This is a genomic window from Streptomyces sp. NPDC050147, assembly GCF_040660195.1.
Classification (GTDB): Bacteria; Actinomycetota; Actinomycetes; order Streptomycetales; family Streptomycetaceae; genus Streptomyces.
Window position 1 is genome coordinate 160,180 of the sequence record NZ_JBFALJ010000015.1, and the last position, 25,723, is coordinate 185,902.

Genomic DNA, 25,723 nt, shown 5'->3' on the forward strand with positions numbered 1-25,723 from the left:
GTGGAACAGAGTGGTGACCTGGCCCACACCCGCACAACGCGACTTCCGTCAGGCGGAAGCCGGAGGCTCGGACGAGACGGGTTGCCATCCCAGGGCACGGGAAATGCCGCGCCCGGCCAATTGGACCGCCGGAATCAGCGCAGGTGTCCGCGCGCCCGTCACCGGTACGACGACCGAGACCGCGGCGACCACGTCCCCGCGCGGCCCGCGCACCGGTGCGGCCACCGACAGTGCGTCGTCGGTGATCTGACGGTCACTCACCGCGACCCCACCGCGCCGCACGTCGGCCAGTATCCGCCGCAGCCGGTCCGGATCGGTCACCGTGTACGGCGTGAACGCGGCCAGGGCGTCGGTGGGATACCGCGTCTGGAGGTCGAGATCCCCATGGGCGAGCAGGACAAGTCCCACTCCGGTGGCGTGCAGTGGCCAGCGTGCGCCGACCTGCGAGTGGACGCCCACCGCGGAACGTCCGGAGAGCCGCTCGATGTAGATGACCTCCAGGCCGTCGCGCACGGCGAGATGAACGTTCTCGTGCGTGGCCTCGTACAGGTCCTCCAAGAAGGGCAGCGCCGCCTGCCGCAGCCCGAGGCCGCGCGGGGCGAGCGCGGCGACCTCCCACAGGCGCAGCCCCACGTGATACAGCCCGGCGTCGTCCCGTTCCAGGGCGCCCCACCGCGTCAGCGCGCCGACGAGCCGGTGCGCTGTGGCCAGCGGCAGGTCGGCGCGCTGGGCGAGCTGGGTGAGGGGCAGGGCAGGATGCGCCTGGTCGAAGGCGCCCAGGACGTCGAGGAGTCGGTCGGCGGCGGAACGGTTCATCGGGCAGCCCTATCGGAGCGGGGAGCGGCTCCTCGTACAGGGAGCGGCTACTTGTAGTGCGTAGGCACCAGGACGAGCGAGGGACTGGTCCAAGCGCACCAGGCCAGGACGGCTGCGGGGGACGATGCCCGCCGGGGGCGCCAAAGGCAAGTGTGGGAAGCGCGCGAGATCCCGCGCATTCCCTTGCCCGACGGTGTCTGGAGTGATCAGCAGGTGGCAACTTTTCTTTACCGGATCGGACGGTGGGCCTTCCGGCGGCGCCGGCTCGTGGGCGGTCTGTGGCTGGGCGTCCTGCTGCTGGCCGTCGCCGCCGCCGCCATGGCACCGGCCGGGGAGGAAGAAGACCTCTCCATGCCCGGCACCGAGTCACAGAAGGCGTTCGACCTGCTCGACGAGCGCTTCCCCCAGGCCAACTCCCAGGGTGCCGAGGCCCGCTTGGTGTTCCAGGCCCCGGACGGGCAGCGGGTGACGGCCACGGAGCACAAGGCGGCCGTCGAGGACACGCTCGGCTCGCTGGACGGTGGCGATCAGGTCGCGTCCACCACCGACCCCTACGAGACCGGAGCCGTCAGCGAGGACGGCACCATCGCCTACTCCACGATCACCTACACCGCGGACGCCGTCGACCTGACCGAGCCGACGAAGAGCGCCCTCGAGGACGCCGCGGACCGGGCCAGGGACGCGGGGCTGACCGTGGAGATCGGCGGCTCGGCCCTGGACGCGGAGGAGGAGCCGGGCGGTACGACGGAGATCATCGGCGTGGGGGTGGCGGCGGTGGTGCTGGTCATCGCCCTCGGGTCGCTCATCGCGGCCGGGTTGTCGCTGCTGACCGCCTTCGTGGGCGTGGCCATCGCCTTCGGCCTGGTCTCCGCGCTGGCCGTTCCGCTGGGCCTGACGTCCACCGTCGCCATCCTGGCGCTGATGCTGGGGCTCGCGGTCGGCATCGACTACGCACTCTTCATCACCTCCCGCTTCCGCGACGAACGCGCCCGGGGCAGCGAGCCGGAGGAGGCCGCGGGCCGGGCCGTGGGCACGGCCGGGTCCGCCGTCGTCTTCGCCGGCACCACCGTCTTCATCGCCCTGGTCGGCCTTGGAGTCGTCGGAATCCCCGAACTCACCAAGATGGGCATGGGCGGCGCGGGCGCCGTGGCCCTCGCCGTACTGGTCGCGCTGACCCTGGTGCCCGCCCTGTTCGGCTTCTTCGGCCGACGGGTACTGTCCCGTTCCGCACGCAAGGCCACCCGGCCGGGAAGCGAGCACCCGCACCGGGTGCCCACCGCGGCCGGCCGGCCCGGGCTCGGCACCCGCTGGGCGCGGTTCGTGCTGCGCAGGCCCGGGGCCGTGCTGGTGACCGCCGTACTCGGTCTCGGCGCCGTCGCCCTACCGGCGCTCACCCTCGAACTCGGCCTGCCCGGTGACGAGTCCAAGTCGGTGGAGACCACTCAACGCCGCGCCTACGATTTGCTGTCGGAAGGCTTCGGCCCCGGCTTCAACGGCCCGTTGACCGTGGTCGTGGACGCCTCGGAATCCGGGGACGCCCGCTCCACCGCGGAGCTGGTGGCCAAGACCGTACGGGAAGTGGACGGGGTCGCGTCGGTCGGTGATCCGGTTCTCGGCCGGGCCGAGGACACGGCCGTCCTCACGGCCGTCCCCGACACCGCGCCGAACAGCGGCGAGACCAAGGACCTCGTCCACGCGATCCGGGGCGCCGTCCCGGGCGTCGAGGCAGGCACGGGCGCCGCCGTCCTGGTGACCGGCACGACCGCGATGAACATCGACATCTCCGAAGCCATGTCCGACGCCCTCATTCCCTATCTGAGCGTGGTCATCGGCCTGGCGGTGCTCCTGCTGACGGTGGTCTTCCGCTCGGTCCTGGTCCCGGTCAAGGCCGCGCTCGGCTTCCTGCTGTCGGTGGGTGCCGCCTTCGGCGTCCTCGTCGCCGTCTTCCAGTGGGGCTGGGCGGCGGACCTGGTCGGCATCGAGCAGACCGGACCGGTCATGTCGCTGATGCCCATCCTCATCATCGGAATAGTCTTCGGCCTCGCCATGGACTACGAGGTCTTCCTCCTCACCCGCATGCGGGAGGCCTACGTCCATGGCGCGTCTCCCGACGAGGCGATCGTCAACGGGTTCCGGCACAGCGGGCGGGTCGTGGCCGCGGCGGCGATCATCATGATCAGCGTGTTCGCCGGGTTCATCGGGGTGAGCAGCCCGACCATCCAGACGATGGGCGTCGGTCTGGCCGCCGCCGTCGCCTTCGACGCTTTCGTGGTCCGGATGGCGATCGCACCCGCGGTCCTCGCACTGCTCGGCCACCGGGCCTGGTGGCTGCCTCGTATCCTGAACCGTGTGCTGCCGAACGTCGATGTCGAGGGTGAAGCCCTGAGCCGGCATGCCCCCGCCGCCGGGCCCGACGCAGCGGTGCCCCGGCCCCCCGTCGGCCGGGACTGAGCCGGCATGGCGAAAGAGGGAGTCGGTGATCCGCGGCCACGCGGCGCGTGGTGGCGGGAGGCCGCGATCACGGCGACGGCGTTCGCGCTCTGCCTGCTCGGCGGGGTGATACAGGTCGACGACACGCTGTCGGCGCCGCCTGCCACCGCCTACCTCATCGCCGTGGCGTCCTGTGCCGTGCTGCCGGTGCGGCACCGGGCACCCCTGGCCGCCCTGGCGGCCACGACCGCGGTCGGCGTGCTGGTGCCGCCCCTGGGCCTCCTGCTCACCCCGCTCACCATGGCCCCCGCGGTGATCGCCGCCTACTCGTACGCGCTCGCCGCGCGCACCGAACGGCGCGCGGCGGGCGCGGTGTTGCTCACTTCCGCGGCGGTCGTCGCCTCCATCGCCTTGTCCGGGGACTCCTCGTGGAAGGACGCGAGCAGGATGGTGGTGGTGGCGGTGTTCCCGCTGGTCGCCGGCGTACTCGGGCACTCGGTGCGCAACCGGAGGGCTTACCTGGCGGCCGTGGAGGAGCGGGCCCGGCGGGCGGAGGAGAGCCGGGACAGCGAGGCGCGCCGGAGAGTCGCCGAGGAACGGGTGCGCATCGCCCGGGAACTGCACGATCTGGTGGCCCATCAGATCACCCTGGCCAACGCGCAGGCCACGGTCGCCGCCCACTTCTTCGACGCCCGCCCCGAGCAGACCCGCAAGAGCCTGGAGGAACTCGTCGCAACCACCGCCGACGCGCTCGACGACCTGCGGGCCACGGTCGGTCTGCTGCGTCAGTCCGGGGACACGCCCGCGCCCGCCGAACCGGCGCCCGGGCTGTCCCGGCTTCCCGCGCTCCTCGATTCCTTCCGCCGCGCGGGCCTGGAGGTTTCGCTGCACCAGGAGGGCGCGGCCAGGCCGCTGCCGCCGGGAGCGGACCTCACCGCGTACCGCATCGTCCAGGAGGCCCTGACCAACGTGACCAAGCACGCCGGTACGGGTGGCGCCCGGGTCCACCTCGCCTGGGACCGCGATCGCCTGACCGTCTCCGTCGCCGACGACGGAGGGGGCGCCCGTACGGTGCCGACCGCGGCCCCGGGACCGAGGGGGCCCTTCCTGCCGGACCGGCAGCCCGGTTACGGCCTGATCGGGATGCGTGAACGTGCCACCGCGGTCGGGGGGCACCTCTCCGCGGGCAGACGCCCGGAGGGCGGCTTCCTGGTCTCCGCCCAGCTGCCCCTCCCGCCCGTCAAGGACACGACGCGGAGCACTGACGGGGCGACAACCACCGATGAGGGACGCATGGCCGACAGAGCGACGGACGACGGACGGACGGGCGGCGCAGAGGCAGGGGACGCGCTGTGACGCTCAGGGTGCTGCTCGCGGACGATCAGGCGCTGCTCCGCGGCGCCTTCCGCATGCTTCTCGACAGTGCCGACGACATCACCGTGATCGGCGAGGCCGGCGACGGCAGGGAGGCGGTGAGACTCACCCGGGAGCTGCGCCCGGACGTGGTCGTCATGGACATCCGTATGCCCGAGGTGGACGGTCTGACCGCCACGTCGGAGATCTGCGCGGACCCGGAGCTGCGGGCCAGCCGCATCCTGATCCTCACCACGTACGAGACCGACGAGTACGTCGCCCAGGCGCTGCGCGCGGGGGCCGGCGGCTTCATCGGCAAGGGGATCGGGGCAGAGGACCTGGCGGACGCCGTGCGTACGATCGCCGACGGCGACACCCTGCTGTCCCCCGCGGCGACCCGCTCCTTGGTCGCCCGATTCCTGGCCACACCGGACGACGCCACGCCGCACCGCCCCGAACAGCTCGCCGTGCTCACCCCGCGCGAACGCGAGATGGTGGCCTTGGTCGCGACCGGCCTGTCCAACCAGGAGATCGCCGAGCGGACGTTCCTCAGCCCCTTCACCGTCCGCGCCCACGTACAGCGCGCCATGACGAAGCTGGACGCCCGGGACCGGGCCCAACTCGTCGTCATCGCCTACCGGACGGGCCTGGCCCGTGCCGCCCCCGATGGCGGCACGGGCCGTTGATCGGCGGAAGGGCGATGTCCGGCTGGAGTACGAGGTCACGGCATCGGCACCGTGGCGAACTCGGGGAGCGCGAGCGCCGAGTGGGCCGGCCGTGCCGGCGCGGAGGGCAGGGTGACGAGGTCACGCAGCCTGGTGTCGCGTTGCTCCAGGGCCCGCGCCGTGGTGGGGAAGAGCGTGGCCGCACCGTGGTCGGCCAGTGCCTGGTTCCTGTGGACGAACTCGCGGACATCGCGTTCGTAGGCGGCGAAGGCCGCGGTGTGGTCCCGGTTCGTGGCCAGGGCGTTGGCGAGCATGTAGGCACCGACCAGTGCAAGGCTCGAGCCCTGCCCGGTGAGGAACGAGGGTGCGTACGCGGCGTCCCCGACGAGCGCGACGCGGCCGCTGGACCAACGAGGCATGCGGATCTGACCGGCCGTGTCGAAGAACAGGTCATCCGCGTGGCGCATGGCGTCGACCATGCCGGGGACCTCCCATCCAGCGCCCGCGAAGACCGTGGCGACCAAGTCCCGCTGGGCGTCCGGGTTGTGAAGGACGTCGAACGGTGGCTCTGGGCGGTGGAAGTTCAAGAAGGCGTGCAGCTCGTCGCTTTCCCCGACGGCGTAGAGAGCCGCTGCTTTACCCGGGGTGCTCCACATCTTGACCTCGTGGGAGAGCCCGAGGGTGTTCGGCATGGTGAAGATGGCGAAGCAGTAGCCGAGATAGCGGTGGAACTGTTCTTCGGGGCCGAACAGGGACGTGCGGGTGTGTGAGTGCGTGCCGTCGGCGCCGACCACCAGATCGAACGTACGCCGTTGCCCACCGCGGAACGTGACGTCGACCCCTGAAGCGGACTCGTCGAAGGTGTCGATGGAGTCGCCGAACAGGAATTCCACGTCGTCACGGACCAGCGTGTGGAGGGCCGCGGCCAGATCCCCTCGACGCACCTCCAGGTCCTGTCCCGCGACACCGCCCGCGACGGCGTGCGGGGCGAGCGAGGCCACTTCACCGCCCTCGGCGTCGAGAAAGGTGACGCGACGCGAGTCGATGTGCGCGTCCTTCAACCGCGGCAGCAACCCCATCCGCCGGACCACCTCTGTCGCGGTTCCGCGGACGTCGATCGGATAACCGCCGTAGCGCGGTGCGTCTGCTTTCTCCACCACCGTGACCGCGCATCCGGACCGGTGCAGCCAGTACGCCAGCGCGGGTCCGGCGATACTGGCCCCGGAGATCAGGACGTTGCGCTTCGCGGCAGCACCGCTGTCCGTCGACAGACCGGTAGATGTCATGCCTGGGCTCCCTTCTTCGTGATGCGGACAACGAGCAGGGACAACGCGGCGACCAGGCCGGCCACGGCGAATCCTGTGACGAAGGCCGACTCGGCCGGCCTGCCCGTCCCCGGCTCGGCCCCGGCGTCGAGGATCGCGCCGGCGATCTGTGCGCCCAGGGCGACGCCGATCACGCGAGTGACCACGAGCAGGCTGGTGGCGATGCCGATGTCCTTGGTCTCGATGGTGGTGGCGGTGCCGGCGAGCAACGCCGTGGTGCCGACGCCCGCGGCGAACGCGGTCAGCACCTTCGCGAGGACGAGCTGCCACTCGGCGGTGTGCAGCGCCGCCAGGGCGATCATCGTGGCCGCGGTGACGACGGCGCCCACGATGACCACGGCTCGCGGACCGAAACGCCGCGCCGCGAGCCCGCCCACCGAATCGCTGACCGCCCCGGCGATGGCGCCGGGCAGCAGGAACAGCCCGATGTCGGTGGTGCCGGCTCCGAAGCCGTACTCGTCGGCCGGTACCGCGAACAGCTGCGGGAGGAGAAAGAGCACCATCCCGGAACTGGCGGTGATGACGAAGGTGAGCACGCACGCGCTCCACATCGCGGGCTTCGCCAGCATGCGCAGATCGACCATCGGCGAGGCTGCCCGGCGCTCGACGGAGACCCATCCGGTCGCGAGGGCGACCACGACCACCGCGATGGCACCGACCGCGAAGGGCGGCACGCCGCCGTCCCTCGTCACCGTCACCAGCCCGAGCATGAACGCGAGCAACGTGCCGCTCAGCAGGATCGTGCCGGGCCAGTCGACTGCGCTGTCCGATCGGATCGGCGGATCGTGCGGCATCACCCGAGTCACGACCAACGTCGTCGCCATGATCGCGATCGTCGGCAGCATGAACATCCACTGCCAGGACAGCCCCTCCGCGATCGGCCCGGCAAACAGCATTCCCACCATGCTGCCGCCCGTGAACAACGCGACGACCAGCCCGATCGCCGCCTGCGACTCTCCCGTTGTGAGGTGCTTGCGCACCAGGATGAAGGAGAGGGGCAGCGCTCCCACCATCACGCCCTGCAACACCTGACCGGCCAACAACACCGGCAGGTTCGGCGCCAGGCCGGCCAGCAGACCGCCCACCGACACCACGGCCATCAGCCGGACCAGCACCCGCTTCCCGCCGTAGCGGTCACCGAGTTTGCCCGCGATGGGTGTGATGACCGCACCGGTCACGAGTAGTGCGTTGCCTATCAAGGCCCCTTCGGCAGGACTGACCCCCAACTCACGTTGCAGCAGCGGCAGCGCGGGCTCCACCACTGACTGCAGGGTGCCGAGGGCCAGCGCCAAGATGCCGAGGGCACCGATCGCCGGCCACCCGACGGGGGCCGGGGAGTCCGCGGGCCCGGATGAGGGCATCCTTCTCACCCGCGCTCGTCCAGCGGGCCCAACGCCTTCCGCGACTCGGCCCCGGGAGGGGAGAGGTCCTCTTCGTACAGTCGCCACCTGCTGATCACTCCAGACACCGTCGGGCAAGGGAAATGCGCGGGATCTCGCGCGCCTCCCACACTTCCCTCCGGTGCCCCTGGGGGCATCGTCCCCCGCGGCCGTCCTGGCCTGGTGCGCCCGGACCAGGCCCTCAGCCGTCCTGGTGCCTACGCACTACAAGCCGACTCGGACCGCACCGCGGCGTCATCGCCACCGCCCGCACCACCACGGGCCCGTGTCATGAGTGGACGGGCGTCCAGTGCTCGAGGGCGTCGTCGAGACGCGGGTCGTCCAGGTCGTCCCAGACCAGGCAGCCCCACACGATGCCGGGGACGTCGGAACCCATCAGGTCGGCCGGCCCCGTGGTCAGGGCGCGGTGGACGGTCTCCAGGTACGCGGCCAACGAGGGATGGCGCGGCTCGTACACCTCTGGCCCGGTCATCGTCGACCAGTGTCCGACACCGGCCGTGGACACGTACTCCCCGTACTCGGGCCCGGCTTGATCCCCGGTGAGCCACGGAACGACTTGAGCTCCGTCCCAGTAGTCGCGCTGACCGCCCATGGGAAGCCGCGGCCACACCGCCTGGGCCGGTGCGAGCAGTACCCCGTGCGGCAGGAACGCCCCGGAGCCGACCTCACCCTCGTCCTCGTTCTCCTCGATGTACTGGTGCTCCACACCACCGCACAGCCGCCACAGAGCGACCAGCTCCGCGGGCAGCCCGTATCCCAGGTCTTGCTGCAACAGGGCATCGGCGGCATGTATCTCGTCGTCCGTGGCAGGAGGCAGCAGGGAGGCCCACGACACGGGGGCGTGCACGCGCAGCCAGTCGGTCAACTGCCGCCAGGCGGCGGTGACTCGCTCGTCCTCATCGATACGTTCGGGCATCCGGCCACGGTAATCGGACCCACCGGGCGGCCGCCCCGCGGGCCCCGCGAGGGCGGTACGGCGGTCTTCCGGCGGCGCTGGGTTCAGCGGTCGGGGCTGCGCAAGGTGTCGGCGACGCCGCCGTTCAGAACCTGGCGGGCCACGTCGGAGAGCTTGAGCCGTCGGTTGCGGGCGTACGTCCGCATACGGATGAAGGCCTGGTCCGCGCTGCATCCGCGGGAGCTGGCGAGGAACCCCTTGGCCTGCTCGATGATGATCCGGGACTCCAGGGCGTCCTGCAGCTGCGCGATCTGCTTCCGCTGCTCGTGCAGCGCTTGTTGGCCGATGACGCAGACGGTGGCGGTGTCCGCCAGCGCCTGGGCCAGGCACAGTTGGGTGTCGTCCAGCGGCTTCGGCCGGTCGCGGAGGAGGCTCAGGGCGCCGACCACCGTGTCCTGGTGGCGCAGCGGGACCGTCGCGACCGAGGTGAAGCCGAGCAGCAGGGCGCGCGGCGTGAACCGGGGCCACCGTGTACAGGCGGGCTCGGCGTCCAGCCGGAACTCGCCCACGTGTGCCTGGGAGCGACGGCAGTCCAGGAGCGGACCCTCGTCCCATTCGAGGCCGAACAGTTCCAGCGAGCGGGTGTGCTCGTCGGAGCCCACCACTTCCACGACCTGGCCCTGCGGAACGTCCAGCATGACCCCGGCCGCCGACACGTCCAGCAGATCCACACAGCGCTGGGTCAGCGTGTGCAGGGCATCGGGCACGCTGACCTCACGCACCAAGGGGGCAGCGAGATTCACGAACGCGGACGCCAGCCGTTCCTCGCGCTGCCTCTCGGACATGGCGGTCATGCCGCCTCTCCCTTCCGTGGACACACCGCCAGGGCCCCGGCGGCCGTACGCCGGAGGTTCGCTGCCTTGAGGACGGTGTGAGGGGATCCCCTGCCACGCTACCGCCAATGGTCGTCTCATGGCAGACACGCGCTCGTCGAGGCCTCAAGCCCTCGCACCGCACGGACATGTCGTCTCTTCGGGCGTGGGGCGACGTCAAGAACGCCACGCTGCTTGTCACGAGGCCCTGTTGGCGGGGGGAAGCCGGTCGGCGATCACGGCGGGCAGCTCGGCGAGGCCCAGAAACCCGGCCACCGTCCTCGCCGTCAGGGCATGCCATGCGGGAGCGCTCCTGAGCATGGCGTGATCGCTGCCGTGCATCACTACCGTGGCCGCCTCGGCGCCCGCGGCTGCGGCCCGCGACGCGAAGTCCCGGGAGTCTCTCGGATCGGTCGTACGGTCCTTGTCGCCGTGCAGCAGCACCACGCGACGACCGCGCAGGTGCGCCACCGGCTCCCCGGCGGGGCACCAAGGGGCCAGGCCGATCACCCCTCGCACCAGTGGATTTCCGGCGGCGCGCAGTGCGGCGCGGGCCCCCATCGAATGCCCCACCAGGACGGTCGGCACGTCACCGGCGAGCAGTTCCAGCTCACGCAGGGCCCGGCGGGCATCCCGCGCCGCGTCCTCGTGTTCTCCGTTCCAGCCCCGGACGCGATAGCGCACTCGCCCCATCAGCACCGCGCCGTGTGACGTGGACCGACGGACAGCGCCCTCGAAGAGACGCAGCCGCGCGCCCGGCAGATTCCACAACGGGGGCGCGTCGGTCCCGTGTTCTTGGCCGCCGTGCAGCAGAAGCACGGCGGCACGCGGCTTCTCGGCCGGTCTGCTCAGTACCAGCGCCGGGCGGTGGCCGTCGTGAAAGGGCACAGGGACTCCTCGACTGTCGGTGGCCGCACGTCGGCTCGGTCCGGTACGCCTGGCGTCCGGGGCACGAGCCGACCTCGCCCAGCCTCTCACCGTCCGTCAGGCGCGCCCGCACCGGAGGATCGCAGTCGCAGCACCGGCAGGCTCCCTTGCCCGCCTTACGGCTGCAGCGCGGGAGGGATCGCCCGTGGGCATGCCCCAAGGGCCGTCGGCAGCACCGCACACCAGAGGGCGACGACCCCGACGGGTCAGTCGACGTCGACCACCACCGAGTGTCGGCCGCTGGCCCCGTCGGGGATCGTGCGGGTGCGCTTCGCGGTCTGGACCTCGCCCGTGCGGTCGGTCGCCCGCACCGTGAGCGTGTGGTTCCCGGAGGTCGCCCTCCACGGGTAGGACCACTGCCGCCAGGTGTCCCGGGTGTCCTCGGCGGCCAGCTCGGCCTGCCGCCACGGGCCGTCGTCCACGCGCAACTCGACCTTGTCGACGCCTCGATGCTGGGCCCACGCGACCCCGGCGACCATCACGGTGCCCGCCCTCGGCCGGGCGAAGGGCTTCGGGGTGTCGATGCGGGACTGGGTCTTGACGGGTGCCCTGCGGGCCCAGTCGCGCCGCACCCAGTAGGGGTCGTAGTCGTCGAACGTGGTCAGTTCGATGTCCTTGATCCACTTGCAGGCTGACACATAGCCGTAGAGGCCGGGGACCAGCATGCGTACGGGGAAACCGTGCACGAACGGCAGCGGCTCGCCGTTCATGCCGAGGGCGAGCGTCGCGTCGCGGCCGTCCATCACTTCGTCGACCGGGGTGCCGATGGTCATGCCGTCCACCGACCGGGCCACCAGTTGGTCCGCGGGACCGCCCCTCGACGGGGGTTGGACCCCGCACTCCGCCAACAGGTCCGCGAGGCGCACGCCGATCCATCGGGCGTTGCCCACGTAGGGGCCGCCGACCTCGTTCGACACGCAGGTCAGGGTGATGTCACGTTCGATCAGCTCCCGCCGCAGCAGGTCGTCGAAGGTGAACGTCGTCGGCCGGCCGACGCCCTTGCCGTGGATGCGCAGGCGCCAGGTGCCGGCGTTCACCTTCGGGACCACGAGCGCGGTGTCCACCCGGTAGAAGTCCTTGCCGGGCGTCACGAACGGACTGACGCCGGGCACCCGGAGCCGGGCGCCGTCGGGCACCGGCTTCGCGGCCGACGCCGGGGCCGGCAGTTCGACCTGGTTGCGTGAGGCGACGGCGTCCTGGCCGCCCGCGGCGTTCAGCGACCGTCCGAGCACGCCCGCGCCGGCTGACGCGGCGGCAGCGGCGGTGGCCGCGATGATGAACCCCCGCCGGTCCCACTGCGGCCGATCGGCCTCGACCGGCGCCGACGTCGGCTCAGAGGTCGCACGTGCGGCGCGAAGAGTGAGGCGGCCCGCCAACCAGTACAGCAGCGCGGCACCGACGAAAGACCCCGCCACGGAGGGCAGCGCGTCGGTGATGCCGGTGGAATCGGGGCGACTGGTGGCCGCCCACGCACCGGTCACCCCGAAGAGCAGCACTCCCGCCGTGCCGAGAAGGCGGTGGCGCAGGGAGAGAAGCCCCAGCGCCAGCGCGAGCAGGGCCAGTACCGCGAGGATGCCCGCCTGCAGGACGAGTTTGTCGTCCGTGCCGAACTCCTTGATCGCCCAGTCCTTGACGGACGCGGGAGTCCGGTCGATCGCCGCGCCACCGACCGCCACCACCGGGCCGGCCTCGGGCCGCACCGCCGCGGACACCAGCTCCGCGACTGCGAGCGCGGCGAACCCCGCCAGCGTGCCGCTCAGGCCGCCCGCCCACACGCGCCACCAACCGGCAGGTCGTCGCCGTTCTTCTCGCTCTGTCATCACATGAGGTATCCGGAACCGAGGTCCTTGTGGATTGCTCGACCCCCTCATCGAGTGGGGTGAAGGGCCGCCCCGGCCTGGCCGGCCCAACGGGCTCTGAGGAGCGCCGAGCCTTGACCGACAAGGGTGTGAGTGATTGAGTACTCACATGAAGATCGAGCCCCGACGTCAGCTCTCCACCGCGGAGGAGCGTCGCGAGACAGTCCTGCGCACCGCGATCGGAGCCTTCGCGGAGCGCGGATACTTCGGCACCACGACCACGGCCGTGGCGAAGGCGGCCGGCATCTCCCAGGCGTACGTGTACCGGCTCTTTCCCAACAAGGAGAGCCTGTTTGTCGCGGTCGTCGAGCGCTGCTTCGTGCGCGTCAGGGAGAGCCTGGAAGGGGGAGCGGCCGCGGCTTCCGGCACCTCGCCCGAAGTGGTGCTCTCCGCGATGGGTGATGCGTACGCCCGTCTGATCAGCGACAACGACCTCCTGCTCGTCCAGATCCACGCCCAGGCCGCAGCGGTTTCGGAGCCCGCCGTGCGGGACGCGGTCCGAGCGGGATACGCGCGCCTCGTGGAGTACGTGCGGGGGGCCTCCGGGGCGAGTGAGACGCAGATCCAGGAGTTCTTCGCGGTGGGCATGCTGTGCCATCTGGTGTCGTCCATCGATGCCGCGGCGGTCGACGCCCCGTGGACGCGCACCCTCACCGCCGGTATCCGGCACTACTGAAAGCGGCCGCGTGCCGTCCGGCGCGATGCGGGCCCGCCTTGCGGTCCGGGTCGCGCCTTTTTCCGGGGCGGCTTGTGAGTGGTCGACCACACATAGGTGAAAAGCAGAAGAGGAAGTCGCGATGAACAAGCCCTACCTGACCGGCCACTACACCCCGGTCGCCGACGAGATCGCCGCCACCGGCCTGGCCGTCGAAGGCACTCTGCCGCCCGAGTTGACCGGCAGGCTGATCCGCAACAGCCACAACCCCAAGCCCGGCATCACCCCCACCCACTGGTTCAAGGGCAGCGGCATGGTGCACGGCATCCGGCTGCGGGACGGCCGCGCCGAGTGGTACCGCAACCGGTGGGTCCGCACACCGGCCCTGGACGGCGCCCCCTACATGACCGAGCGCGGACCCGACCTGACCGCCTCCACCGCGGGCACGCACGTCATCGAGCACGGCGGCCGGCTGCTCGCCCTGTGCGAGTCCGCGCTCCCCTTCGAGCTGACGGCGGAACTGGAGACCGTCGGAGCCTTCGACTGGGGCGGCAAGCTGACCTCCGCGATGACCGCCCACCCCAAGGAGGACCCGGTCACCGGCGAGCTCCACTTCTTCGCCTCCTCGCCCTTCCCGCCCTACCTGATCCACCATGTCTCCTCGCCGGGCGGTGAGGTCCTGCGGAGCCAGGAGGTTCTGGGCGCGAGCGCCGCGCTCAAGCACGACTTCGTCATCACCGAGCACTACGTCGTGTTCCTGGAGGGCAGCGTCACCTTCGACGCGGCGGAGCACTCGGGCATCCCCTACGCCTGGAGCGATGCCCAGGAGTCCCGGATCGGTGTCATGCCGCGTGGGGCGGACGGCGCGGCGAAGGTCCGCTGGTTCGGCATCGAGCAGGGGTACGCGATGCACTTCGCCAACGCGTACGAGGACGCCCTCGGCCGGATCGTCATCGAGGGCCCGAGCGTCGGCCGCGGCGCCTGGCAGCGCTCCTGGAACTGGTGGGTCGGAGCGCCCGACCGTGGCGCCGAGCCCACCTCCGGCTCACGCACCAGGCGTTGGACGGTCGACCTGGCGGCGGGGCGGGTGCGGGAGGAGCAGATCGACGACCTCACCGTGGAGTTCCCGACCATCAACGAAGCCCTCACCGGCCGCGAACACCGCTACCAGTACGCCCTGTCGTTCCCCGACGACCTGGGAATCGGCAATCACGCCCTGGTCAAGTACGACCGGCGCACCGGAAGTCGCCGGCTGCTGCCCTTCGGCAACGGGCAACTCCCCAGCGAGGCCGTCTTCGTGCGGGCCGACGGCGCCACCGACGAGGACGCCGGCTACCTGCTGACCGTCGTCAGCGATCTCAACGCCGACGCGTCCAAGCTGCTCGTCCTCGACGCCTCCGACCTCTCCGTCCCGCCGGTCGCGACCGTACGTCTCCCGCGCCGCGTCCCGGCGATGATCCACGGCTCCTGGATACCGGACGCGGGATCCCACTGACGGGTGCCGACGGGCGAGCGCCTCCACCCTGAGCACCTCCACAGGGGGCGCCGAGAATGCAAGAGCGCCCCCTGCACGCCCCCGAACGCGCCCTGAATTGCGCCCCCGAATGTTCATGGAACGCGCTTGCTGCGCAGGTCAGAACGCGCTTCCCGGTGGAAGGCACTGAGATGCGGGGCTCGATCGTTTGGCTGATTCGCCACGGTTCGGCGCGACACCGATTCCGGTGCCCGCCGAGCGGGCCGGGAACCGGCGCGGCGTGTTCGGCACTTGTACGCGCTCGGGGACCTGCGACCCCCCTGAGCTGCCACGGAGCCCCGAAGCGCCCGGCTCCGCCAAGTCATCTCCCGCCACATGCCGCTCATTTCGTACCCCCAGAGGTTCGCCATCTTTTTTCCGCCAGGTTTCACAGAATCCGCACAGACCCCACAGGTGGGCCGCACTATGTGACGCGTCAGAGCGACACGGACACACACTGCGACGTGTGGGCGTGTCATCGGGGGGCGGGCCACGGGGGTGGAGACATCCCTCGGTCCGACCGTGGAGGGGACCACGCACCGCATGAATCACACCGCACGAGCGGCGGCTCTCGGCGCCGCCGCTCTGCTTCTCGCGCTCTCGCTGCCCGGAACTCCGGCAGCGGCGGCCGAGCTGCCACGCATCGACCTACGCATCCTCGTGGTGACCGACGGAGGCCCCGCCACCGCCGCGATCACCGCCGAACTCGACGGCCAGGGCACGCCGTACACAACCGTCGACCTGCGGCAGAGCGGGCGGCCGGTGATCAACGCCGCGTTCCTCGCAGACACCGTCGACGGCAGGGCGCGCGCCAAGTTCCAGGCCGTCGTGCTGCCCAACGACAACCCGTTCGGCACCGAAACGGCCGAGATGGCCGCCCTGGCCGCCTACGAGCAGACCTACGCCATCCCGCAGGTCGACGCCTACACGTACGCCAGGCCCGAAGCGGGCCTGCAAACACCGGAGTTCAGTGGCTCGCTCGACGGCGTGCGGGCCGAGGTGACCGCGTCGGGCAAGAGCGGACCCTTCGGCTACCTCGCCGGGCAGGTGCCCTTCGAGGACAACGCTCCCGGCACGAACGAGAGTTACGGCTTCCTGTCCAAGCCCGCGCCCGGCGCCGACTTCACGAGTTACGTCGACGCGCCGATCCCCGGCGCCTCGGGGCGCGGCTCACTCGTGGGCGAGTACCGCCACGACGGGCGGCGCGAGCTGGTGGTGACCTTCGTCTACAACCAGCACCAGCAGCAGTTCCGGCTCCTCGCCCGCGGCATCGTGGACTGGATGACCCAGGGCGTGCAGCTCGGCTCGTCCCGCAACTACTTCGCCGTGCACGTCGACGACGTCTTCGGGGCCGACGACCGCTGGGACAGCGAGCTCAACTGCACCCCGGGCGACGTCGACTGCCCGCCGGGCCAGGGCACACCCGACCCGATCCGCATGACCGCGGACGACGCGGCCTACGCGGCCCAGTGGTCCAAGGGCCGCAAGTTCCCGCTCGACATGGCCTACAACGGCGGTGGCAGCGAACTCTTCCGCGAGGAGAACGGCGGCGCGGACCCCCTGGCGGACCGGTTGATCGCCGACCGGGGCGAGCACCGCTGGATCAACCACACCTACAACCACCCCTTCCTCGGCTGCGTCCAGGACGTCAGCGCCGTGCCGTGGACCTGCGCGAAGAACGCGGACGGCAGCACGCGCTACGTCTCGCGTCAGGAGATCTCCCAACAGATATCCGACAACCGCAACTGGGGGCAGCGCGCCGGACTGCCGCTCGACAACGACGAGTTGGTGACCGGCGAGCACTCGGGGCTCAAGGTCCTTCCCCAACAGCCGGACGACAACCCGAACCTGAGCACGGCCCTGCGGGACAACGGTGTGACCTGGCTCGGCTCGGACAACTCCCGGGACCGGGGACAGCGCCCGGTGGGCTCGGCCCTGACCGTGCCGCGCTTCCCGATGAACGTCTTCTACAACGCGGGCCGCACCAGCGAGCAGATCGACGAGTACAACTGGATCTACACCCGCAAGGCGGACGGCGGCAGCGGTGTCTGTGAGAACTCCTCCGTCGCCACCTGCCTGGACCGCCCCCTCGACCCCGCCACCGGCTACCAGGACCACATCGTGCCGGTGGAGTCGACGATAGCGATGGGGCACGTCCTGGCGAACGACCCCCGGCCGCACTTCATCCACCAGTCGAACCTCGCCGAGGACCGCATCGCGTACCCCGTGCTCGGCTCCGTCCTCGACGCGTACAAAGCGCTGTTCGCGGACAACGCCCCCGTGGTCAACCTGCGGATGGCCGACATCGGAGGCGAACTGCGCTCCCGCACGGCCTGGGACACGGCCGTCAAGGCGGGCCGCGTCACCGCCTACCGGATCGGCGGCACGGTGACCGTCCAGGCCCCGTCCGGCGTGGCCGCCCGCGCCACCATGCCCACCGGCACCGTGCGGCAACTCCTCCTAGGCACCGACCCGTTCGGGACCGCGTACGCGGGAAGAGCCTCCGGCTGGGTGTCCCCGGCCCTCCTCCAGAGCCGCGTCACGCTCAACCTGCCGTCCACGCCCGCGCCGGGCAAGGCGGCGGCCGAGGAGCACGACATCGTGAAGGCGGCCAAGAAGCTGCCCGTCCCGCCCGGCGCCACCAGGTACGTGAAGCCCGGCACCGACGGCCGGACGCCAAGCGCACTGCCCGACCGGCGCTGACCCGACGGTCGCACTCGGTGACCGGACGGCCCCTCCCGGCCGGTCACCGGGCCCACGGCAGACGCCGCCCGCCCCCGCCACCCCGTACGGCCCCCGGCCAGGGGCCACACCGCACCACCATCCCCCCGCGCCCGTACGACCCGCATGCCGCCGTTCACGGAACGCGCCTACTCCGGCCCACCCGGGGCGGGCGCTGCCGTCGGCTCCCTCGCGTTCGTATCTCACCCGCGGAGCCTCAACCATGCCCGACTCGCCCTCACCCGTGCCGATACCGGCACCCTTCCCCGCTTCTTCGCGCCACCCCGCACGGCCCCGCGTCACCCTGCTGACCGAAGGCACCTACCCGCACAGCCACGGTGGCGTCAGCGTCTGGTGCGACCAGCTCGTCCGCGGGATGCCCGACATCGACTTCGGCGTGCTCGCCGTCACCGGCACCGGCCGCGAGAGCCTCGCCTGGGAGCTGCCGCCACACGTCGAGGAGCCCGTCTGCCTGCCCATGTGGGGCCCGACCCCCGCCGGACGCGCCCCGCGTGGCCGCCGCGGACGTCAACTCTTCGGCGCCTACGAACAGTTCCTCACCGCGCTGCTCGACCCTGCCGCCGAGGACGGCTTCGCCCCCGCACTCCACGACCTCGCCCGGCACGCCCGCGACGGCGCCCTGGCCCCCGCGCTGCGCACCGACCGCGCGGTGCACGTCCTGAGCTCCGTGTGGAACGCCCCCGGGCGCGCGAGCGCCGAGGCGCGGCCGACGCTGCATGACGCGGTCACCGCCACCGGACTGCTCGAACACACGCTGCGTCCGCTCGCCGCCCGGCCTCCCGAGAGCGGCGTCGCACACGCGGTGAGCGGCGGCATCGCGGCCATGCCGGGCCTGGTGGGACGCCAACTCCACGGTGTTCCCCTGCTGTTGACCGAGCACGGCGTGTACCTGCGCGAGCGCTACCTCGGCTACCGCACGGGACCGTACAGCTGGCCCGTCAAGGCCGTGCTGCTCGGGTTCTTCCGGCTGCTCGCCGAGGAAACGTACCGCCAGGCCTCCCTGATCACCCCGGGCAACCGCTACAACCGCCTCTGGGAGGAGCGCGGCGGCGCGGAGCCCGCCCTCATCCGCACCGTCTACAACGGCGTGGACCCCGAGGCCTTCCCGCCCGCGGGCCCCGAACCGCTGACCCCCACCCTGAGCTGGGCGGGCCGGGTCGACCCGATCAAGGACCTGGAGACCCTGATCCGCAGCTTCGCCCTGGTCAGGCAGGAGATCCCGGACGCCAGGCTGCGCCTGTTCGGCGGCACCCCGCGCGGCGGCGAGGCCTACCGCGAGCGCTGCCAAGCCCTTGCCGCCGAGCTCGGCCACGGTGACGCGGTGGTCTTCGAGGGCCGCGTCGAGCACATCAAGGACGCCTACTCGGCGGGCAACGTGGTGATGCTGTCCAGCATCAGCGAGGGCTTTCCGTTCACCCTGATCGAGGCCATGTCCTGCGGGCGGGCCACGGTCTCCACGGATGTCGGCGGGGTGCGCGAGGCCGTGGGCCCCACCGGACTCGTGGTGCCGCCGCGCGCGCCGGAGGCCATGGCGCGGGCCGTCGTCGAACTGCTCCGCGACCCCGCGCGCCGCGCCGCGATGGGTGAGGCGGCCCGGCTTCGGGTGATCGAGCAGTTCACGCTCCGCCAGACGGTCGACGCGTTCCGTTCCATATACGAGGAGTTGGCCGGCACCGCTCAACAGGGCCAGCGTCAGCCGGAGTCCATCGGTCAGCACGCCTCGGCCCCGGGCGAGGTGGCGGGATGAGCGGCCCCCTCCCTCTCAGACCCCGCGGCAGGCACGCCGGTCGCGCGGACCAAGGCGACGCCTCGGGCGCGGACGACACCCTCGCCCTGCGCCTGGCGCGTCCGCCCCGCACCGGCGCCTACGACGACCGGCCCCGCCCGCGGCCCGGCGTCGGGCTGCGGGCCGCCAGGGTCGACGACCCCGTGGACCGCCTCGCCGCCGAACTCGCCGACGACGCGGGCGCGGCCGTGCACGCCTACGAAGTCGCCGCGCTCCTGGAGTCGCAGGGCCTGACCGGCGACAGGATCCAGGAGACCTATGGGCACCCCGATCTGTTCTCGCTGGCCGACGCCGTCTTCAGGCGGGTACCGCGCAGCCATCCGAAGCCGCCTGTGCCGCCCGACCCCTGGCGCCCCGACCACCTGCGCTGCGCCCTGCGCGGGCTCCTCTTCGCGCTCCCCGGTACGGCATACGTACTGGCGCAGGGCGCTTGGGGGTCGGCCTCCGGGCTGCACGGGCTCATAGCCGCGGCCCTGGTGTCCTGGGCCTGGTCCCAGGCGCTGAGCCACCGCGCCTACAGCAGGCTCGCGACGGGGCGGCACGAGGCGGGGCGCACCCTGCTGGTCGGCGCGCCGCTCGGCTTCGTGGCCGCGTCGCTCGCCGGCCTGCTGGTCGCGGGCCCGGGGGCCGCCGCGCTGTTCGCCGTCGGGCAGTCCTGTTATCTCGCCGCGGCCGGGCTGCTGCTCGTGCTCGGCCACGAGAAGATCCTTGCCGCGGCGCTCCTCCCGGTCGTGACGGCCGCGGCCGTCACGCCGTGGTGGCAACCGCCGGAACTCCTGCGCGTCGGACTGCCGTTGCTCACCGTCCTGCTCACGACGGCCGCCGCGGGGCACGCACTGCGCTCGGCGCTTCGGACACCCCCGGCGCCGGGCCCTGCACCTGGCCTGGCGCACTCGGTTCCGTACGGCCTGTTCGGCCTCGCGGCCGGTGCGCTGACCGCGGTGGCGGGGAGCCAGGAGCCGTACGCCGTCATCGTGCTGACGCTCAGCATGGGCCCCGCCGAGTGGCTCCTCTACCGCTATCGCGGGCTCGCCGTGGCCGCCCTGCACGCCTCCACCACTCCCAGAGGCTTCAGGCTGCGCTCCACACGTGCGCTCGTCGTGTGCGCCGCGGCCTATCTCGTGCCGCTCGCCCTGGGCGCCGTACTCGTCGGCGCGAGCGCGGGCCGGCTCCTCCTGCTCGGGGTCGTGCTGTGGACCGCTCTGCTCCTCCAGGCGTTCGGCGTCGCCTGGCCGTCCGCGGCGCCTTGCCTGGCCGCCGCCGCCATCGTGACGGCGCTGCCGCTCACCGGCACCGTCTCGACGCCCACCGCACAACTCATCGGCTGTACCGCCGCCGCGTCGGCGCTCCTCGCCGTCGCCGTCCACCACTTGGGCAGGCCCACGGCGCACGCCTGAGCCGACCCGCGCCGTCCGGCGCCACGCCCACCGGGCCCTGTCCCCGCCCGCCGCACCACCTTCCTCACCGTCCCCAGCACCAGGAGCGCTCATGGCATCCGCAGCACCCCTCGTCGCCGTCACCGGAGCCGAAGGCTTCATCGGCTCGCACCTCACCGAGGCCCTTGTCGCGTCGGGCCACCGGGTCCGCGCGATGGCGCAGTACAACTCCTTCTCCTCCTACGGCTGGCTGGAGACCCTCGCCCCCGAGGTGCTCGCCGAGGTCGAGATCGTCCTCGGTGACGTACGCGACCCGGGCTCCGTCCGTGGCCTGGTCACCGGCGCCGAGACCGTCTACCACCTGGCCGCCCTCATCGCGATCCCGTACTCCTACCAGGCCCCGCACAGCTACGTGGACACGAACGTGACCGGCACGCTCAACGTCCTCGAAGCCGTGCGCCACCTTCAGACACCCCGCCTGGTGCACACCTCCACCAGCGAGACCTACGGCACCGCGCAGACCGTGCCGATCACCGAGGACCACCCCATCAACACCCAGTCCCCGTACGCCGCTTCGAAGGCCGGCGGCGATCGGCTCGCCGACAGCTACCACGCGAGCTTCGAGACGCCCGTGGTCACCCTGCGCCCCTTCAACACCTTCGGGCCGCGCCAGTCCATGCGCGCCGTGATCCCGACCGTCATCGGACAAGTGGCCTCCGGTTCGAGGGAGATCACTCTCGGCGACCTGCGGCCCACCCGTGACTTCACCTTCGTCGCGGACACCGCGCAGGCCTTCATCGCCGTCGGCACCGCGCCCGCGGACGCCGTCGTGGGCCGCACCTTCAACGCGGGCACCGGCGGTGAGATCTCCGTCGGTGACCTGGTGCGGCTCATCGGCAAGGTGATGGAAGCCGACCTCGACGTGCGCGAGGACGAACAGCGCATCCGGCCCGCGGCCTCCGAGGTGATGCGCCTGGTCGCCGACGCGAGCCGGCTGCGCGCGGCCACCGGCTGGGCGCCCGGACACGACCTGGAGCAGGGCCTTGCCCGCACCGTCGAGTTCTTCCGCGACCCGGCCAATCTGGCCCGCTACAAGACCGACATCTACAACATCTGAGCCGCCCCTCCGCGCGACTTTGACGGCCCGTCAACAGCCATGCGCATCCAGCCGCTTGACCACTTTTGGTCACTCACAGGGGAGACAACCATGCACGCAGTGATTCTTGCCGGAGGAAAGGGCGTCCGGCTCCGGCCGTACACCACCACGCTGCCCAAGCCGCTGGTCCCGATCGGCGACCAGCACGCCATCCTGGAGATCGTCCTGCGTCAGCTGGCGAGCGCCGGATTCACCAGCTGCACCATCGCGATCGGCCACCTGGGCCACATCATCCGCGCCTACGTCGGCAACGGCGCCCGCTGGGGGCTGCGCGTCGGCTACTCCACGGAGGACAGCCCGCTCGGCACCATGGGCCCCCTCCTGACGATGATGGACCGGCTGCCCGAGCACTTCCTCGTGATGAACGGCGACATCCTCACCGACCTCGACTACGCGGACGTCCTGAACAGCCACAGCACCTCCGGTGCGCCGCTGACCATCGCCACGTACGCACGCCAGGTACGCATCGACTTCGGGGTGCTGACCACCGAGTCGGATCGTGTGGTCGCCTTCACCGAGAAGCCGAGCGTGGACTACCGCGTCTCCATGGGGGTGTACGGACTGTCGCGCGACACGCTCGCCTCCTACACGCCGGGCCTGCCGCTCGGCTTCGACGAGCTGGTCCTCGACCTGCTGAAGACCGAGACCCCGCCGCACGCCTACGCGTTCGACGGCTACTGGCTCGACATCGGACGCCCGGACGACTACGACCGGGCGAACGCGGAGTTCACCACGCACCGCTCCCTGCTCCTCAAGGGAGCGTGAGGAGGCCGTGCGCATTCTCGTCCTGGGCTCCACCGGATACCTGGGCCGGCACATCGCCGAGCGGCTGCACGCCCTGCCGGACGTGCGGCTGCTGCGCGGCGGCCGTGCCCCCTCGGACGACCTCCGGGTCGACCTCGCCCACATGACGCCCGCCGCACTGGCCGAGCAGCTGACCCGGGCCGAGCCCGACGCCGTGGTCAACTGCGTGGGCGCGGTCGGTGGCAGCGCGCTGGCCCTCGCCGAGGCCAACTCCCGTGGCCCCGCCGCCCTGTGCGAGGCCATGCGGTCGGCGGTGCCCGACGCGCGCCTGGTGCACCTCGGTTCGGCGGCGGAGTACGGGCCGACCGGCATCGGCGAGCGGACGACGGAGGAGGCCTGCGCCCGCCCGGTCGCCCCCTACGGAGCCACCAAGCTGGCCGGCACCCTGGCCGTCCTCGACACGCGGCTCGACTCGCTCGTGCTGCGGGTCACGAACCCGGTGGGCCCCGGGGCGTCCCGGGCCGGACTCCCGGGGCGGCTCACCGCCGAGCTCGGCCGCGCGGTGGCCCGGACGCCGCATGCCACGGTCCACGTCGGCGACCTGTCCGCCTACCGGGACTTCGTCGACGTACGCGATGTGACGCATGCCGTCGCACTCGCGGTGACCCTGCCGTCGCGGCTGCCGCGCCTGCTCAACATCGGCAGCGGCAGGGCCGTCCCGGTGCGCGACCTGGTGCACGGTCTGGTCGGCGCCGCGGGCTTCACGGGGCGCGTGGAGGAGACGCTCGGCAAGGTGGGCCGGTCGGTGGCCGTGCCCTGGCAGTGCGCCGACATCGGCGCCGCGGAACGGGACCTGGGCTGGACGCCGGTGCACTCCCTGCGGGATTCCGTGACCGCGCTGTGGGCCGCCGACGGGATGCCGCACACGCGGTCGGCGTCCGCCGCGGGGGACCCGCGATGACGCTGCTGGTGCCGCTGTACGTCCACCCGGCCGCGGACCCCGCGGCCTGGCAGGCGCTCGTGGCGGCGGCGCCTCAGCTGTACGGCGTCGTCCTGAACGCCGCCGACGGCCCGGGCACGGCCCCCGACCCCGCCTTCACCGCCGCCTCGCGAGCCCTGCGCGAGGCGGGGGTACGGGTGCTCGGGTACGTGGACACGGCGTACGGGGACCGGCCGCTCGCCGCAGTCACCGACGACCTGGACAGGTACCGCGCCTGGTACGGCGTCGACGGCTGCTTCTTCGACCAGGTCGCGTCCGGCCGCCGCGAATTGCGGCACTGCCGGCGCATGGTCCGCTCGGCGCGGGAGCGGGGCGCGGGCACGGTGGTCCTCAACCCGGGCGTGCATCCGGCGCCCGGCTATGCCCGCGCCGCCGACCTGCTCGTCACGTTCGAGGGGCACTGGACGACGTATCTGCGTTCCTTCGCCGCCCCGTCCTGGACGGCCAAGCACCCCCCTGAGCAGTTCTGCCACCTCGTCTACGGAGTCCCGCCCGCGCTGGCCCGCCTCGCGGGGCGCACCGCCGTGCAGCGGGGCGCGGGGGTGCACTGCGCGGTGCCCGGTGCCGGGCCCAACCCCTGGACGCAGCCGCCGCCGCTGCCCGCGGCCGGTAGTGCGTCGTGAGGCACCGCACGTGGCTCGGCCCGCTCCTCGTCGCCGTCCTGCTGCTCGCCGGGTGTTCGTCGGCGGAGCGGGGCGGCGGGGGCGGCGACGCCCAGGACCGGTGGCGGCCGAGGCCCGGCACCACCTGGCAGTGGCAGCTCGACGGGCGCGTCGACCCGCGCGTGGACGTCCCCGTCTACGACATCGACGGGTTCGAGAACCGCGCGTCCGACGTGGCCCGGCTGCACCGCGACGGGCGTCGCGTCATCTGCTACATCAACGCCGGTGCCTGGGAGTCCTTCCGCCCCGACAGCGACGACTACCCCGCATCCGTACTCGGCCGCGCCAACGGATGGAAGGGCGAGCGCTGGCTCGACATCCGGCGCCTGGACGTGCTGCGTCCGCTCCTCGCGAAGCGCTTCGACATGTGCCGCCGCAAGGGTTTTGACGCGGTCGAGCCGGACCTGCTCGACGGCTACCTCAACCGTACGGGCTTCCCCCTGACCGCGCGCCACCAACTGGCCTTCAACCGCATGGTCGCCCGCCTCGCCCACGACCGCGGCCTGTCCGTCGGCCTGAAGAGCGACCTCCCGCAGATCCCGCGTCTGGTGCGGGACTTCGACTTCGCCGTCAACGAGGAGTGCGCACAGTACGACGAGTGCGCGTCGCTCACGCCCTTCGTCAAGGCGGGCAAGGCGGTACTGCACGTCGAGTACGCGGTGCCGAACGAGAGGTTCTGCGCCCAGTCCCGGCGCCTCGGCCTGTCGTCCATGCGCAAGAAGCTGAACCTGGACGAGTGGCGCAGGCCCTGCTGAACGCGGGCCCTGCGGCACACTGACCGACTGACGCCGGCCGAGGGTCAGCCGTACTGGCGGCAGCGCCCGGGGAAGACGGCCCGGACGCGTGCGGCGAGGAGATCGAGCGCGGCCCGGGAACCGGTGGCGTCGGGTTCGGACCCGAGCTGGAGGGCCAGACCTTCGGTCAGACAGTGAAGTTCGAGTGCGGCGAGGTCCGGGTCGGTGGCGTCCGGGACCTCGCCGCACTCCTTGCCGTTGTGGACGGCGGTGGCGAGCATCGAGCGGATGAGCCGGCCCGTCTCGGCGTGGGAGCCGGCCAGGCGTGGGTTGTCGACGGTGCGGCCGAGGAAGGCGAGCACCACGCGGTGCGCCGAGCGGCGGCGCGGATCGACCGGGAGCCATTCGCCCAGCCCTTCGACGACCACGTCACGGATGGGGAGTTTCTGTCGCGTGGCGCGTTCCCCCAGGGCGGAGACCCGGTCGAGGACCTTGTGGACGACGCGTTCGTGCGTGAACAGCAGCATCTCGTCCTTGGTCGGGAAGTAGTGCTGCACGTGACCGACGGAGAATCCTGCCGTCGCGGCGGTCCGCGCCACGGTGACCCGGTCGAGCCCTTCTTCGGTGACCAATTTCTGTACGGCGTCGGCGACCTGGATGCGCCTGGCTTGGTGATCGACGACCTTCGGCATGCCGCCAGGGTAGCCGTCGCAGCCCTTGCGTAAGGTTTTTACCATATGCTCATATGGTAAAAACGGTCGGACGTAAACCAAGGGTGGCCACGGACATGGCAAGGGCAGTGAAGGCCGAAGG

21 protein-coding genes are annotated in these 25,723 nt (G+C 71.9%); 13 read left to right on the plus strand and 8 right to left on the minus strand.

Annotated features, from left to right (window positions below; all coding sequences use genetic code 11):
• Positions 1 to 48: 48 nt before the first annotated feature.
• Positions 49 to 816: an IclR family transcriptional regulator gene (locus tag AB0I94_RS23535; RefSeq protein WP_363311576.1), complete on the minus strand. Its 768-nt coding sequence runs from the start codon at positions 814 to 816 to the stop codon at positions 49 to 51.
• Positions 817 to 1,029: 213 nt separating this feature from the next.
• Here AB0I94_RS23535 and AB0I94_RS23540 point away from each other — a divergent pair, with 213 nt between their 5' ends.
• From AB0I94_RS23540 to AB0I94_RS23550, 3 genes are read left to right on the plus strand one after another with little or no spacing between them, the layout of a single operon-like run.
• Positions 1,030 to 3,267, plus strand: coding sequence for an MMPL family transporter (locus tag AB0I94_RS23540; protein ID WP_363311577.1), 2,238 nt, complete (start codon positions 1,030 to 1,032; stop codon positions 3,265 to 3,267).
• A 6-nt stretch (positions 3,268 to 3,273) separates the two neighbouring features.
• The gene (locus tag AB0I94_RS23545; RefSeq protein WP_363311578.1) at positions 3,274 to 4,602 is read left to right on the plus strand and encodes a sensor histidine kinase; all 1,329 of its coding nucleotides are present in this window, start codon (positions 3,274 to 3,276) and stop codon (positions 4,600 to 4,602) included.
• Positions 4,599 to 5,285 (plus strand): response regulator transcription factor, encoded by a 687-nt coding sequence (locus tag AB0I94_RS23550; RefSeq protein WP_363311579.1) that lies wholly within the window; start codon positions 4,599 to 4,601, stop codon positions 5,283 to 5,285. Before AB0I94_RS23545 ends, AB0I94_RS23550 begins: the two co-directional genes overlap by 4 nt.
• 35 nt (positions 5,286 to 5,320) lie before the next feature.
• Here the strand turns inward: AB0I94_RS23550 and AB0I94_RS23555 are convergent, their stop codons facing one another.
• The 6 genes from AB0I94_RS23555 to AB0I94_RS23580 all read right to left on the minus strand — a co-directional run bounded on the left by AB0I94_RS23555 (position 5,321) and on the right by AB0I94_RS23580 (position 12,503).
• Positions 5,321 to 6,550, minus strand: coding sequence for an FAD-dependent monooxygenase (locus tag AB0I94_RS23555; RefSeq protein ID WP_363311580.1), 1,230 nt, complete (start codon positions 6,548 to 6,550; stop codon positions 5,321 to 5,323).
• On the minus strand, positions 6,547 to 7,881 hold the full coding sequence (locus tag AB0I94_RS23560) for an MFS transporter (RefSeq protein ID WP_363311581.1): 1,335 nt from the start codon (positions 7,879 to 7,881) through the stop codon (positions 6,547 to 6,549). The genes AB0I94_RS23555 and AB0I94_RS23560 overlap by 4 nt, the downstream gene beginning before the upstream one ends.
• A gap of 376 nt (positions 7,882 to 8,257) precedes the next feature.
• Positions 8,258 to 8,905, minus strand: a complete 648-nt coding sequence (locus AB0I94_RS23565) for an SMI1/KNR4 family protein (protein ID WP_363311582.1) — start codon at positions 8,903 to 8,905, stop codon at positions 8,258 to 8,260.
• A gap of 83 nt (positions 8,906 to 8,988) precedes the next feature.
• Positions 8,989 to 9,738, minus strand: coding sequence for a GAF and ANTAR domain-containing protein (locus tag AB0I94_RS23570; protein WP_363311583.1), 750 nt, complete (start codon positions 9,736 to 9,738; stop codon positions 8,989 to 8,991).
• A gap of 216 nt (positions 9,739 to 9,954) precedes the next feature.
• Positions 9,955 to 10,644, minus strand: coding sequence for an alpha/beta fold hydrolase (locus tag AB0I94_RS23575; protein ID WP_363311584.1), 690 nt, complete (start codon positions 10,642 to 10,644; stop codon positions 9,955 to 9,957).
• A 245-nt stretch (positions 10,645 to 10,889) separates the two neighbouring features.
• Positions 10,890 to 12,503: a molybdopterin-dependent oxidoreductase gene (locus AB0I94_RS23580; RefSeq protein ID WP_363311585.1), complete on the minus strand. Its 1,614-nt coding sequence runs from the start codon at positions 12,501 to 12,503 to the stop codon at positions 10,890 to 10,892.
• A gap of 148 nt (positions 12,504 to 12,651) precedes the next feature.
• Between AB0I94_RS23580 and AB0I94_RS23585 the strand changes: the two genes are divergently transcribed.
• The 10 genes from AB0I94_RS23585 (at position 12,652) to AB0I94_RS23630 (ending at position 24,931) form a co-directional block, all read left to right on the plus strand.
• Positions 12,652 to 13,218 (plus strand): TetR/AcrR family transcriptional regulator, encoded by a 567-nt coding sequence (locus tag AB0I94_RS23585; RefSeq protein ID WP_363311586.1) that lies wholly within the window; start codon positions 12,652 to 12,654, stop codon positions 13,216 to 13,218.
• A gap of 121 nt (positions 13,219 to 13,339) precedes the next feature.
• Entirely contained in the window at positions 13,340 to 14,692 is a 1,353-nt protein-coding gene (locus AB0I94_RS23590) for a carotenoid oxygenase family protein (RefSeq protein ID WP_363311587.1), read from the plus strand.
• Between the two features lie 561 nt (positions 14,693 to 15,253).
• On the plus strand, positions 15,254 to 17,413 hold the full coding sequence (locus AB0I94_RS23595) for a hypothetical protein (protein WP_363311588.1): 2,160 nt from the start codon (positions 15,254 to 15,256) through the stop codon (positions 17,411 to 17,413).
• 241 nt (positions 17,414 to 17,654) lie between these two features.
• The gene (gene pelF, locus AB0I94_RS23600) at positions 17,655 to 19,199 is read left to right on the plus strand and encodes a GT4 family glycosyltransferase PelF (RefSeq protein WP_363311589.1); all 1,545 of its coding nucleotides are present in this window, start codon (positions 17,655 to 17,657) and stop codon (positions 19,197 to 19,199) included.
• Positions 19,196 to 20,635: a hypothetical protein gene (locus AB0I94_RS23605; RefSeq protein ID WP_363311590.1), complete on the plus strand. Its 1,440-nt coding sequence runs from the start codon at positions 19,196 to 19,198 to the stop codon at positions 20,633 to 20,635. The genes pelF and AB0I94_RS23605 overlap by 4 nt, the downstream gene beginning before the upstream one ends.
• Positions 20,636 to 20,726: 91 nt before the next feature.
• On the plus strand, positions 20,727 to 21,731 hold the full coding sequence (locus AB0I94_RS23610) for a GDP-mannose 4,6-dehydratase (RefSeq protein ID WP_363311591.1): 1,005 nt from the start codon (positions 20,727 to 20,729) through the stop codon (positions 21,729 to 21,731).
• A gap of 90 nt (positions 21,732 to 21,821) precedes the next feature.
• Complete coding sequence (locus tag AB0I94_RS23615) at positions 21,822 to 22,535, plus strand: nucleotidyltransferase family protein (protein WP_363311592.1); 714 nt, start codon at positions 21,822 to 21,824, stop codon at positions 22,533 to 22,535.
• Positions 22,536 to 22,542: 7 nt separating this feature from the next.
• Positions 22,543 to 23,475, plus strand: coding sequence for an NAD(P)-dependent oxidoreductase (locus AB0I94_RS23620; protein WP_363311593.1), 933 nt, complete (start codon positions 22,543 to 22,545; stop codon positions 23,473 to 23,475).
• The gene (locus tag AB0I94_RS23625; RefSeq protein WP_363311594.1) at positions 23,472 to 24,137 is read left to right on the plus strand and encodes a spherulation-specific family 4 protein; all 666 of its coding nucleotides are present in this window, start codon (positions 23,472 to 23,474) and stop codon (positions 24,135 to 24,137) included. Before AB0I94_RS23620 ends, AB0I94_RS23625 begins: the two co-directional genes overlap by 4 nt.
• Positions 24,134 to 24,931, plus strand: a complete 798-nt coding sequence (locus AB0I94_RS23630) for an endo alpha-1,4 polygalactosaminidase (RefSeq protein ID WP_363311596.1) — start codon at positions 24,134 to 24,136, stop codon at positions 24,929 to 24,931. Before AB0I94_RS23625 ends, AB0I94_RS23630 begins: the two co-directional genes overlap by 4 nt.
• A gap of 44 nt (positions 24,932 to 24,975) precedes the next feature.
• On the opposite strand, the gene AB0I94_RS23635 is transcribed toward AB0I94_RS23630, so the two are convergent.
• The gene (locus tag AB0I94_RS23635; protein ID WP_363311597.1) at positions 24,976 to 25,602 is read right to left on the minus strand and encodes a TetR/AcrR family transcriptional regulator; all 627 of its coding nucleotides are present in this window, start codon (positions 25,600 to 25,602) and stop codon (positions 24,976 to 24,978) included.
• Positions 25,603 to 25,723 lie beyond the last annotated feature (121 nt).